This window comes from Brevibacterium picturae, from assembly GCF_900105045.1.
GTDB lineage: Bacteria > Actinomycetota > Actinomycetes > Actinomycetales > Brevibacteriaceae > Brevibacterium > Brevibacterium picturae.
The window spans coordinates 3,595,932-3,608,266 of the sequence record NZ_LT629739.1; the positions used below are offsets into that span (position 1 = coordinate 3,595,932).

Here is a 12,335-nt window from a genome sequence, read left to right on the forward strand (position 1 = left end):
GCCATGGATATCGACCTCAGTGTTCTGCGCATTATCGAGCGAGAGCGGGAGATTCCGCTCGACACTCTGATCGAACTCATCGAACAAGCGCTGTTCCTTGCCTATCAGAAGACCGAGGGTGCGTGGCCAGATGCCCGTGCTGAACTCGACAAGGCCTCGGGCGAAGTTCGCATCCTCGCCGTCGAGTTCGACAACGATGACACTCCGATCGGCGAGTTCGATGATACTCCCACCGGCTTCGGACGCATCGCCGCGCAGACGGCTCGCCAGGTCATCCACCAGCGGCTTCGCGATGTCGAGGACGAATCGGTGCTCGGCAGCTTCAAGGGCCGCGAAGGTGAGATCGTCTCCGGCACCATTCAGCAGGGCAGGGATCCGCAGATGGTGCAGGTCGACCTCGGCGATGTCGAGGCAGTGCTGCCGCCCCACGAACAGGTTCCGGGTGAGACCTACCGGCACGGAACACGCATTCGCGTGTACATCGCCGACGTCCACAAGGGGCCGAAAGGCACATCCGTCACCGTTTCGCGCACACACCCGAACCTCGTGCGCAAGCTGTTCGCGCACGAAGCACCGGAGATCGCAGATGGCACCGTCGAAATCGTCTCCCTGGCACGGGAAGCCGGTCACCGGACCAAACTCGCGGTGCGGGCCACGAAGCCCGGCGTGAATGCGAAGGGGTCATGCATCGGCGAGCTCGGTTCCCGCGTTCGCGCCGTGATGAATGAACTGGGCCAGGAGAAGATCGACATCGTCGACTACAGCGACGACCCGGCCAAGTTCATCTCTCACGCACTCTCACCCGCCAAAGCGAGGCAGGTGGACATCCTCGATCCAGATCTGCAGGAATCACGCGCCATGGTCCCTCGAGACCAGCTCTCCCTGGCCATCGGCAAGGAAGGGCAGAATGCGCGCCTGGCAGCCAAGCTCACCGGCTGGAAGATCGACATCATCGCTGTTGAGTAGGCAGCGAGCGTGACCTGAACCACTCGGGGTGTGGCGCGGGTGGGGATTCAAGTGCTGTAGAATTGTGTACTGTGATTGTTGGCGATGCACCCCGAAGGACGTGCATCGCCTGCAGGCAAAAGGCCGATCGGGACGAACTCACGCGATTCGTGATTCGACCCGATCAGCATCCGGCCATCGTCCATGACGTGTCAGCGACACTGCCGGGACGAGGAGCCTGGGTGCACCCGGACGCCGCATGCCTGAAGAAGGCGTTGACGTCCGCATCCTTCGCTCGAGCCTTTCGAACGAAGGTCACCGCCTCGGACCTGCCGAGGATGGATACCGAACCCAAGAAGAGCGGGTAGCTGAGAATGGATGACAAGTTGTGAGTGTCGTGCGATGACACCGCTATCGGAATTCGAGAGAGCAGTGAAATGAGAACTGCTCTTCATTGATGAGGTTCTTTCCTGACCGGGAAAGAACCCGGACAGGAGAACTGTGGCAAAGCCCCGTGTCCATGAGCTCGCGAAAGAGCTCGGCACTACAAGCAAGAACGTCCTCGAAAAACTCCAGGACCTGGGCGAATTCGTTCGCTCCGCTTCCTCGACCCTCGAAGCACCCGTCGTGCGGAAGGTGAAGGAAGCCTACGCCGATTCCGCTCCGGCCGAGTCCAGCGGAGACGCCAAGTCCGGTGGAGACAAGACCTCCGGCGCAGCCGATTCGAAGTCGGCAGCCAAGCCGGGCGCAAAGCCTGCGGCCAAGCCGGGTGCGCCCAAGCCAGGCGCGAAGACCCCGGCCAAGCCGGGAGCTCCCAAGCCCGGAGCCAAGGCAGCATCGGCGCCGACTGAAGCAGCCGAATCCACCCCTGCAGAAGCGAAGCCCGCAGCCAAGTCGACCGGTGCGAAGCCGGGCGCGAAGCCTGCCCCCACACCTGCTGCAGAGACTGAATCCGCTGCAGACGCTAAGTCTGCAGATGCTAAGACTGCTGGCACCGAGTCCGCTGACGCCGACGCAACTGCCGCAGCCGATTCCTCGACTGAGCAGGCCAAGCCGGCGGCGCGGTCGAACGCCCCGAAACCAGGTGCCGCCCCGAAACCAGGTGCCGCTCCCAAGCCGGGTGCCACTCCGAAGCCGGGTGCTGGACCGAAGCCCGGTGCTGCTCCGAAGCCCGGCGGTCGTTCGCCGGCTCGCCCCGGAAACAACCCCTTCGCTCCGGCACAGGGCATGCCCAAACCGGCTGGACGCGGCGGACCCAAATCCGGCAACCGCTCCGGCGGACAGGGTGGACCGGGTGCACGCCCGGGCAACAACCCGTTCGCGAATTCGCAGGGGATGCCCAAGCCAGGTGAGAAGCCTCGTGCGGCTGGCGAGGAAGGCTCAGCAGGTCCACGTCCGGCACCGCGTCCGGGCGCACCTCGCCCCAACCCGTCGATGATGAAGAACTCCGCGCTGAATAAGCCGGCTCCCGGCCGCGGCCGGGGCGGAGGACGCGGAAACGCGCCCGCCGGCGGACCCGGTGGAGCACCGGGCGGCGCGCCAGGTGGCGCACCGGCAGGTCGTCGCGGACCAGGCGGCGGCCCAGGCGGTCGTGGCTCAGGTCGCGGTCGCGGCAGCACTCAGGGTGCATTCGGCCGCGGTGGCGGTCCCCGTCAGAAGGGACGCAAGTCGAAGCGGGCCAAGCGCGCCGAGTTCGAACAGATGCAGACACCGTCGGTCGGCGGCGTCTCGGTTCCACGCGGCAACGGCACGACTCCGGTACGTCTGCGTCGCGGATCCTCACTGGCCGATTTCGCTGAGAAGATCAACACCGATCCGACGAATCTCGTCACGGTGCTCTTCCACCTCGGCGAGATGGCGACCATCACTCAGTCGTTGGACGAGGGCACATTCGAGGTCCTCGGCGAGGAGCTCGGCTACAAGATCGAGATCGTCTCGCCCGAAGACGAGGACCGCGAGCTGCTCGAGACCTTCGACATCGACCTCGACGCGGAAGCCGCGGACGAGGACGACGAGGATCTCGCGGCACGCCCACCGGTCGTCACCGTCATGGGTCACGTCGACCACGGTAAGACCAAGCTCCTCGACGCCATTCGCTCCGCGAACGTGGCGGCCCGCGAGGCCGGCGGAATCACCCAGCACATCGGTGCTTACCAGGCCGAGGTCGAACACGAAGGCGCCGATCGCAAGATCACCTTCCTCGATACTCCGGGTCACGAGGCGTTCACCGCCATGCGTGCCCGTGGTGCGAAGTCGACGGACCTCGCGATCCTCGTGGTCGCGGCCGATGACGGCGTGATGCCGCAGACTGTGGAAGCACTCAACCACGCTCAGGCGGCGGACATTCCGATCGTGGTCGCAGTCAACAAGACCGATAAGGAAGGCGCCAACCCTGCGAAGGTGATGCAGCAGCTGACCGAGTACAACCTGGTTGCCGAGGAATACGGCGGCGAAACCATGTTCGTACCGATCTCTGCGCTCAAGCGCGAAGGCATCGACCAGCTGCTCGAATCCGTGCTGCTGACGACCGACGCCGCACTGGACCTGAGGGCCAACCCGGACAAGTCCGCCCGCGGCATCGCGATCGAGGCGAAGCTCGACAAGGGCCGCGGCGCGGTTGCGACCGTGCTCGTCGATTCCGGCACACTGCGGCAGGGCGATGCGATCGTGTGTGGCACCGCCTACGGCCGTGTCCGTGCGATGTTCGATGAGAACGGCCAGCTCGTCGAGGAGGCGGGACCATCTCGCCCCGTCCAGGTGCTGGGTCTGTCTTCCGTGCCGCGCGCCGGTGACACGTTCATCTCCACCGGGGACGACCGCACCGCACGTCAGATCGCTGAGAAGCGTGATGCCATCGAGCGCAACGCAGCTCAGGCTCGCGGTCGCAAGCGCATCAGCCTCGAGGACTTCACCAAGGCACTGGCCGAGGGCAAGGTCGACATGCTCAACCTCATCCTCAAGGGCGACGTGTCCGGTGCTGTCGAAGCGCTGGAGGATTCGCTGCTCAAGATCGATGTGGGCGACGAAGTCGACCTGCGCATCATCCACCGCGGCGTGGGTGCGATCACCGAGAACGACATCAACCTGGCGACGGTCGACAACGCGATCGTCATCGGCTTCAACGTGCGTCCGGAAGCGAAGGCTCGCGACCTGGGCGAACGCGAAGGCGTCGACGTCAGGTACTACTCGGTCATCTACCAGGCGATCGACGACATCGAGAGCTCGCTCAAGGGCATGCTCAAGCCGGAATACGAAGAGGTCCAGACAGGCACCGCGGAGATCCGCGAAGTCTTCCGGTCCTCCAAGTTCGGCAACATCGCCGGCTCCATCGTGCGCGATGGTCACATCACCAGGAACTCGACCGCTCGCGTCACCCGTGATGGAGTGGTCATCGGGGACAAGGTCAAGATCGAGTCCCTGCGCCGCTTCAAGGACGACGCCACCGAGGTCCGCGAAGGATTCGAGTGCGGCATCGGCCTGGGCAGTTTCAACGATCTGCGTGTCGGTGACATCATCGAGACCGTTGAGATGCGTGAGAAGCCGCGCGACTGATCAGCACATCGCTGTCCACACCGGGTTCTGAACGGGTTGTGTGCGAGCGGGTGGCAAGAGTCCACTCGCCCGCACACCGCCCGGGCAGGACCCGGTCTGCGGTTCACGGCCCGCTGCGGCAGCTCCACCCAGATACAGTTTCAACCAGACACGGCTTCAGCCGGATTTAGCTCCACCCCGCATGCTCACGTGGCAGTTCCGGCAGAACTCGCTGACAGTGACAACTCACACGAAGAAGGAAATCACCATGGCAGATGCAACTCGGGCGCGGAAGATCGCCGACCAGATCAAGGTCATCGTCGCCAGCACGATCGAACGCAGACTCAAGGACCCCCGTCTCGGTTTCGTCACGGTCACCGATGTGCGCGTGACCGGAGACCTGCAGCACGCCTCGATCTTCTATACGGTCTTCGGCGATGGGCAGGATCTCGACGCCACCGGCAAGGCGCTGGAGTCCGCGAAGGGCTTCATCCGGTCAGAGGTGGGCAAAGGTCTGACGATCCGCCTGACTCCCAGTCTCGAGTTCATCGCCGACGCCGTCCCGGAGGCTGCAGCCCATCTGGATGGTCTCCTGGCCCAAGCGGCAGCCGACGACGCTCGGGTTGCCGGACTGGCCAAGGACGCGAAACCCGCCGGTGATGAGGACCCGTACAAGAAGACCGACGACGAGGGCTGACTGCGCGCAACTCCGTCGCGGAAGAATGTAACAGTCTCGTGGGGGAGCGCGGCGATCACGATACGACGCGCGCAATCGCTCAATCGCGATCTCAGTCACTCTCAGGTAAAAACTTCACGTAACAGTTTTGTTATCTTTCATTTCTGGTTTAGACTTTTTCCGGTAACGAAATGATTACGACTCTGTTAAGGGATTTCTGCATTGGGTAAGCACTCTTCGCCAAAGCCTGGCTTTGCTAAGCAGCTGGTCCGGGATCTGACCCCCGCCAGCAAGCGCTCTGCCGGTCGGCACTCCTCGGACGCACCGTCAACCGCCACCTCGGTGTTGGCCACCGTCCGCCAGCGTCCCGTCGTTGCAGCCATCGCGGTTCCGGCCGCAGCCACCGCTGCCGTCGTCGGTTCCACCGTCGTCATGAGCCCGCCTGAGGCCGGCAATGTGACGACCGAGGCCGCTGACACCTCTGCGCAGCAGGAGAAGTCGAGCCCCTCGGCCGTCAGCCAGGATGAGATCGAAGCCCAGCGCGAGAAAGCCGGCGAAGAGTACCTCAAGGACGTCAAGGACGATCCCAAGTACAAGAACAAGACGTCGAAGACGACACTCGACGTCAAGACTCCCAAGCCCAAGCCGTCCGCGACGACGGAGAAGGCCGAGGCGGAGTCCGGCGGTGCGAAGTCATCGGACGAGAAGTCTTCGGGTTCGGATGAGAAGTCCTCCGAGAGTGAGGGCACCCCAGAGGGCATCTCGAACGAGCCCTGCTCGGTCTCATCCTCGATCGAGTCCGGACTGCAGCCCAACGCCGTCAACGGCTACCGTGCCGTGTGCGCGAAGTTCCCCGAAGTCAAAACCTACGGCGGCCGCCGCCCAGGTTCGGGCACCTCGGACCACTACACCGGCGGGGCCGTGGACATCATGATCACCGGTGCCACCGGCGACCGCATTGCAGACTACCTGATCAAGAACTCCGGTGCACTCAACGTCAAGTACGTGATCTGGGAACAGCGCATCTGGAACCCGGGCAGCGGCTGGTCGAGCATGGAAGACCGTGGATCACCCACGGACAACCACTTCGACCACGTGCACGTCTCCTTCAACTGATCGCTCCTGACGCGTGAGCGATACTTCCCCGCAGGGCGTCCTCGTCTGCGACAAGCCCCAGGGTCTGACTTCCCACGGCATAGTCTCACGGATCCGGCGCTGGTACGGCACCCGCAAGGTCGGCCATGCCGGAACCCTCGACCCGATGGCTACGGGCGTACTCGTCCTCGGCCTGGGTCGCGGGACCAAGCTTCTGGGCTACATCACCGGTGTGTCGAAGACCTACCTGGCCACGATCCGCCTCGGCTCTGCCACACCGACCGATGACGCGGATTCCGAACCGGATATCTTCTCCGAGCCTGCGGCCCTGTCGGCTGTCACCGACCGCGGGATCTTCGAGGGTGTCTCGGCATTGACCGGTGTCATCGACCAGGTTCCCAGCGCCGTCTCCGCGATCAAGGTCAACGGCCAGCGCTCCTACGCCCGTGTCCGTGCCGGTGAAGACGTCGAACTCAAGGCACGCAGGGTCGAGATCTCCCAGTTCACCGTCCTCGATACCCGGTTTTCCGTCGCGCAGGGCCACATCGATGTCGACGTCGAAGTCGACTGCTCCTCCGGCACCTACGTTCGTGCTCTGGCACGCGATCTCGGTACCAGCCTCGGCGTCCATGGTCATCTCATCGCCCTGCGGCGCACCCGTGTGGGGGCCTTCGGCATCGACGATGCCGTGACGATTCCCGAGGATCTTGACACCGCAGCGCCCGCGCTGACATCGCTCGCCGAGGTGGCCCGAACGTTGCTTCCGACCGTGCACGTCGATGCCGCCGAGGCCAAGGCACTCATGCAGGGCAAGACCCTCCCCACCGATCGGAGCCCCGAGCAGGGCGATGAGGTCGCCGTGATCTCCGGTGACGAACTCGTCTCGATCGCCGAGGTGCGGGCCGGGGGAGCGCTGAAGTCCCAGACGGCCTTCGCGATCGATCTCGCCTGACAATACAAGCGACACGCTTGTATGTCGTAAATACAACTGAAATGCTTGTTTATTGTGGTGGGGTTTGGTGTACTTGAGTCATGTACGTCATGACCATCGATCAGCGAGGATCTCGTGACCGCACCGACAGGGTGCCCGAGGTGCTCGACATCCTCGACCGCGTTGAGACCCGACTGGGGTTCGAACGCACGATCGGCGATGAGGTACAGGGCGTTCTCGATTCACCCGAGCAGGTGACACTCGCCGTGCGACTGCTGGCCACCCAGACAGGATGGCATATCGGAATCGGAATCGGACCCGTCGACACTCCATTGCCGAGGTCCACCGCCGAAGGCAGGGGGGAGGCGTTCTACGCGGCCAGGCGTGCCGTCGAAGCCGCAAAGGGCGCTCCCGCCCATCTCGTCGTGGACCCGACCACGGGTCACGGGGGTCTGGCTGAGAACGCTCTGCGCCTGATGATCTGGACACTCGAGAACATCCGCCCTCAATCTCGGCGCTACATCGACTACCGACTCGACCAGCCCGAATCCACCCAGAACGACATCGCAGAGCACTTCGACGTCTCCCAGCAGGCGGTCTCCCACGTTCTCTCACCAGGCGGGGTGGAGCTCATCGAGGGCGCCTGCACGCTGTCGACCTTCCACCTCGACAAGGCAGGTGACCATGTGGTTTGACGTACTCATCGCAGTCCTCGCGGCGATCGTGGCCGCGGTGGGCGGCTACCCGCTCGTTCCTCTGTTCCTGCGGATGACCCACGACGGGCCCGGAACGAAGCCGAGCCGCACCGGCAGTGAGGACATCGAGGTGCTGCGCGGCGGACTGTGGATCGGCGTCGTCGAGCGCGCGCTCATTGCCGGCGCCATCGTGCTGGGACGTCCGGAGCTCATGGCCGTCGTCGTCGCGGTCAAAGGGCTCGGTCGCTTCGCAGAGATCAAGTCCTCCGCCGCGGCGGGCGAACGATTCATCATCGGAACGTTCGTCTCCATCACGATCGCTTCTCTCATCGGCGTCATCGGCTGGGCCGTCATCTCCTGACCCGTGCGTGGGTGGATGTGTGGGAGCATCGGTGGGTCAGCACGTGTGACCAGCCGTGGGTTAGCACGTGTGAACATCTCTGCGATAACCTGATTCGGTGCACGGAAGGAGCAAGCGTCGAGTGGAGCTTTATCACGGACTGAATGAGGTCGGGACCGACGATGTCGGCACCGTCGTGACCCTGGGCAACTTCGATGGAGTCCACCGCGGTCACCAAACCGTTCTCCAGGCTGTAGCGGCACTGGCCAGCGCGCGATCCCTGCGCTCCGTGGCCATGACCTTCGACCCGCATCCGCGCACGATCCACCGCCCAGACGAGCCCACGCTGATGATCACGAGCACCGATCAGAAGGCCGACTTCATCGCGGACACCGGCATCGACGACCTGTTCGTCCAGGCCTACGACCTCGACTTCGCAGCCCAGAGCCCTGAAGAGTTCGTCCGCACCTACTTCGTTGAGGCTCTGGCCTGCGAGATCGTCGTCGTCGGCGATGACGTACGCTTCGGCAAAGACAACGAAGGCACCATCGAAACGCTGCGCCGCCTCGGCGAAAAATACGGATTCCGGACCGAGACGATCGATGAAGTCGGACGCGGCGGCCGATACTCCTCGTCGCGGATCCGTGAGCAGATCGTCGCCGGCGATGTCGCCGAGGCTGCCGATCAGCTGGGTCGCTACCACCGGGTCGAAGGCACCGTCGTTCACGGCGACGCCCGCGGACGTGACCTCGGTTTCCCGACCGCGAACCTGTCCGAGGATGCCGAGGGCCTCATCCCCGCCGACGGCGTCTATGCCGGGTGGGCGAGGTTCTCCGGTGAGGATCAGGCGTACCCCGCGGCGATCTCGGTGGGCACCAACCCCACGTTCGAAGGCAGCGTGCGACGGGTCGAGGCGCATGTTCTCGATAAGGAATTCGGCGAATTCGACGTCTACGGCCGGCATATGACTCTCGAATTCGTGTCGCGGATCCGTGGCCAGGTGACGTTCACCGGCATGGACGAACTCGTCGTGAAGATGCACGAGGACATTGCCGATGTGCGCGAGGTGCTCCACACCTGATAAGCTGATCGTTGCCGTTTTCACCGGCCGCGGTTCGATAGTGCTGAGACTGACAGGTCTCGGCGCCGCGCAACGATCATGAAGGAGAAGTCCATGGCTCTCAGTACTGCTGAAAAGCAAGAGATCATCAAGGAATATGCAACTCACGAGGGCGACACCGGTTCTCCCGAGGTCCAGGTTGCGCTGCTCACCCGCCGGATCACCGAGCTCACCGAGCACTTCAAGGATCACAAGCACGACCACCACTCGCGTCGTGGCCTGCTGCTCCTCGTCGGCCAGCGCCGCCGGATGCTCAAGTACCTGCAGCGCGTTGAGATCGAGCGCTACCGCTCGCTCATCAAGCGCCTGGGTCTGCGTCGCTGAGACCAGCGCCCTGACATCGAGTCCGACTCGGGTGAGCTGACACCAGCTCGAACGAGACTGCGCTCAGACGAAGAAGCGCCCTGCATCATGCAGGGCGCTTCTTCGTCTTGTACGCCCAGATCAATTCTCCCCGGCTGGCCTGGGTGTCTGCCCGGCAGACCCGGGTGGCATGCGTCTCGACCGGGAAACAGGGCATCTGCGGTAGACTTCAACGTGGACAACCATGCCATGGACGTTTCGGTCCTCGGTAGTGGCCTCCGGAGGAACGCGCACAATCACGCCGGTTCCGTGGGCCCCGATCGATGACCGGCTTGGATCCATGGGATGTCCAAGTCAATATCCACCGGATTGACGCGGACTTTCCGCCCTCTTCCATCGAGGGTGTCCGCGCACCGGTTACGAACAAGGAGAATACGTGGGACTCAACCCTGAATCCGCCGTAGCGCACATCGACAATGGCAGCTACGGTTCACACACCATCCGCTTCGAAACAGGACGGCTCGCGCAGCAGGCCGCCGGTTCGGCCGTCGCCTACCTCGACGACGAAACCATGCTCTTCTCGGCCACCTCGGCCGGCAAGAACCCCCGTGAGGGCTTCGACTTCTTCCCCCTGACCGTCGACGTCGAAGAGCGCATGTACGCGGCTGGTCGCATCCCTGGATCGTTCTTCCGCCGTGAAGGACGCCCATCGACCGACGCGGTGCTCACCTGCCGACTCATCGACCGCCCGCTGCGCCCCTCCTTCGTGAAGGGACTGCGCAACGAGGTCCAGGTCGTCGTCACAGTGATGTCGATCCACCCCGACCACATCTACGACGCCCTTGCCATCAACGCGGCCTCGATGTCGACTCAGCTCTCCGGACTGCCCTTCTCCGGCCCCATCGGCGCCGTGCGCATCGCACTCATCGACGGCCAGTGGGTGGCCTTCCCGAACCATTCGCAGCTCGACGACGCCGTGTTCAACATGGTCGTCGCCGGCCGTGTCGTCGGTGACGATGTCGCGATCATGATGGTCGAGGCAGAAGCCACCGACAACGCCATGGACCGGATCAAGACCGGCGCCACCGCACCGACCGAAGAGGTCGTGGCCGAGGGCCTCGAAGCCGCTAAGCCCTTCATCAGCGAACTCTGCCGTGCACAGCAGGAGCTGGCCGACACCGCAGCCAAGCCCACCGTCGAATTCCCGGTCTTCAAGGACTACGAAGACGACGTCTACGAGGCCGTGCGCGAACTCGGCGAGGCCAAGCAGACCGAGAACTTCCAGATCGCTGATAAGCAGGAACGCGAAGCCGCAGGCGAAGTTCTCCTCTCGGAGCTCTTCGACAAGCTCGGCGAGCGTTTCGAAGGTCGCGAGAAGGAGATCGCCGGAGCCCTCAACGCTCTGACCAAGCAGGTCGTGCGCAAGCGCATCCTCACCGACCAGATCCGCATCGACGGACGCGGACTCAAGGACATCCGTCCGCTGACCGCAGAGACCAACGTGATCCCACGAGCTCACGGTTCGGCCATCTTCGAGCGCGGAGAGACCCAGATCCTCGGCGTCACCACGCTGAACATGCTCAAGCTCGAACAGCACATCGACTCGCTGTCGCCTGAGACCACGAAGCGCTACATGCACCACTACAACTTCCCGCCCTACTCGGTCGGAGAGACCGGTCGTGTGGGCAGCCCGAAGCGCCGCGAGATCGGACACGGTGCACTGGCAGAACGTGCACTCGTGCCTGTCCTGCCCAAGCGCGAGGACTTCCCGTACGCCATCCGCGAGGTCTCAGAGGCACTCGGATCCAACGGCTCGACCTCGATGGGCTCGGTCTGCGCCTCAACCCTGGCCATGCTTTCGGCCGGTGTGCCGCTACAGGCTCCCGTCGCAGGCATCGCCATGGGCCTCGTCTCCGACGTCATCTCCACCGACACCGGTGACCAGACCGCATACGCGGCACTGACCGACATCCTCGGCGCCGAAGACGCCTTCGGCGACATGGACTTCAAGGTCGCCGGTACGCGTGACTTCATCACCGCGATCCAGCTCGACACCAAGCTCGACGGCCTTCCCGCCTCGGTGCTCGGTGCCGCACTCAAGCAGGCGCACGAAGCACGCATGGTCATCCTCGACGTCATCGCCGAGGCCATCGACACTCCGGCAGAGATGGCTCCGACCGCTCCGCGCATCATCTCCGTGAACATCCCCGTGGACAAGATCGGTGAGGTCATCGGGCCCAAGGGCAAGATGATCAACCAGATGCAGGAAGACACCGGCGCTGACATCAGCATCGAGGACGACGGCACTGTGCTCATCGGTGCCACCGACGGACCGGCCGCCGAGGCCGCCCGCTCGATGATCAACGCGATCGCCAACCCGCAGGTGCCCGAGGTCGGCGAACGCTACCTCGGAACCGTCGTGAAGACGATGAGCTTCGGCGCATTCGTGTCCCTGACGCCGGGCAAGGACGGACTGCTGCACATCTCCGAGCTGCGCAAGCTCAACGACGGCAAGCGCGTCGAGGACGTCGAGGACGTCGTCGGAGTCGGCCAGAAGGTCCAGGTCGAGATCACGAAGATCGACGACCGCGGCAAGTTGTCACTCGCGCCCGTCAGCGACGATGACGAAGAGACAGAAGAGGAATCAGACAACTGATACTCAAAGATTCTCACACCGGGGAGGGCAGCCGAATCGATCG

At 63.8% G+C, this 12,335-nt stretch carries 11 protein-coding genes; all 11 read left to right on the forward strand.

The features are described 5' to 3' along the window. Positions 1-3 precede the first annotated feature (3 nt). The 11 genes from nusA (at position 4) to BLT92_RS16515 (ending at position 12,292) form a co-directional block, all read left to right on the forward strand. Complete coding sequence (gene nusA, locus BLT92_RS16465) at positions 4-966, forward strand: transcription termination factor NusA (RefSeq protein ID WP_092107318.1); 963 nt, start codon at positions 4-6, stop codon at positions 964-966. A 149-nt stretch (positions 967-1,115) separates the two neighbouring features. Then, positions 1,116-1,313 carry a YlxR family protein gene (locus BLT92_RS16470; protein WP_231938885.1) on the forward strand — a complete coding sequence of 66 codons (198 nt, stop codon included), beginning with the start codon at positions 1,116-1,118 and terminating at the stop codon, positions 1,311-1,313. A 133-nt stretch (positions 1,314-1,446) separates the two neighbouring features. Further along, positions 1,447-4,497 carry a translation initiation factor IF-2 gene (infB, locus tag BLT92_RS16475; protein WP_092107322.1) on the forward strand — a complete coding sequence of 1,017 codons (3,051 nt, stop codon included), beginning with the start codon at positions 1,447-1,449 and terminating at the stop codon, positions 4,495-4,497. Positions 4,498-4,744: 247 nt separating this feature from the next. After that, the gene (gene rbfA, locus BLT92_RS16480; protein ID WP_092109529.1) at positions 4,745-5,173 is read left to right on the forward strand and encodes a 30S ribosome-binding factor RbfA; all 429 of its coding nucleotides are present in this window, start codon (positions 4,745-4,747) and stop codon (positions 5,171-5,173) included. Between the two features lie 201 nt (positions 5,174-5,374). Further along, on the forward strand, positions 5,375-6,268 hold the full coding sequence (locus tag BLT92_RS16485) for a VldE C-terminal domain-containing protein (protein WP_092107324.1): 894 nt from the start codon (positions 5,375-5,377) through the stop codon (positions 6,266-6,268). Between the two features lie 13 nt (positions 6,269-6,281). Then, on the forward strand, positions 6,282-7,199 hold the full coding sequence (gene truB / locus BLT92_RS16490; RefSeq protein ID WP_092107326.1) for a tRNA pseudouridine(55) synthase TruB: 918 nt from the start codon (positions 6,282-6,284) through the stop codon (positions 7,197-7,199). An 80-nt stretch (positions 7,200-7,279) separates the two neighbouring features. Then, entirely contained in the window at positions 7,280-7,873 is a 594-nt protein-coding gene (locus BLT92_RS16495) for a hypothetical protein (RefSeq protein ID WP_092107328.1), read from the forward strand. Next, positions 7,863-8,234: a hypothetical protein gene (locus BLT92_RS16500; protein WP_092107330.1), complete on the forward strand. Its 372-nt coding sequence runs from the start codon at positions 7,863-7,865 to the stop codon at positions 8,232-8,234. Before BLT92_RS16495 ends, BLT92_RS16500 begins: the two co-directional genes overlap by 11 nt. A gap of 121 nt (positions 8,235-8,355) precedes the next feature. Continuing rightward, positions 8,356-9,294, forward strand: a complete 939-nt coding sequence (locus BLT92_RS16505; protein ID WP_092107332.1) for a bifunctional riboflavin kinase/FAD synthetase — start codon at positions 8,356-8,358, stop codon at positions 9,292-9,294. 93 nt (positions 9,295-9,387) lie between these two features. Then, the gene (gene rpsO / locus BLT92_RS16510) at positions 9,388-9,657 is read left to right on the forward strand and encodes a 30S ribosomal protein S15 (RefSeq protein ID WP_092107334.1); all 270 of its coding nucleotides are present in this window, start codon (positions 9,388-9,390) and stop codon (positions 9,655-9,657) included. Between the two features lie 415 nt (positions 9,658-10,072). Further along, on the forward strand, positions 10,073-12,292 hold the full coding sequence (locus BLT92_RS16515) for a polyribonucleotide nucleotidyltransferase (RefSeq protein WP_092107336.1): 2,220 nt from the start codon (positions 10,073-10,075) through the stop codon (positions 12,290-12,292). Positions 12,293-12,335 lie beyond the last annotated feature (43 nt).

Bases quoted from the DNA above. Each gene is read 5' to 3' on its own strand.
- BLT92_RS16495 (WP_092107328.1), top strand. From the start codon at position 7,280: ATGTACGTCATGACCATCGATCAGCGAGGATCTCGTGACCGCACCGAC.
- nusA (WP_092107318.1), top strand. From the start codon at position 4: ATGGATATCGACCTCAGTGTTCTGCGCATTATCGAGCGAGAGCGGGAG.
- rpsO (WP_092107334.1), top strand. From the start codon at position 9,388: ATGGCTCTCAGTACTGCTGAAAAGCAAGAGATCATCAAGGAATATGCA.
- BLT92_RS16500 (WP_092107330.1), top strand. From the start codon at position 7,863: ATGTGGTTTGACGTACTCATCGCAGTCCTCGCGGCGATCGTGGCCGCG.
- rbfA (WP_092109529.1), top strand. From the start codon at position 4,745: ATGGCAGATGCAACTCGGGCGCGGAAGATCGCCGACCAGATCAAGGTC.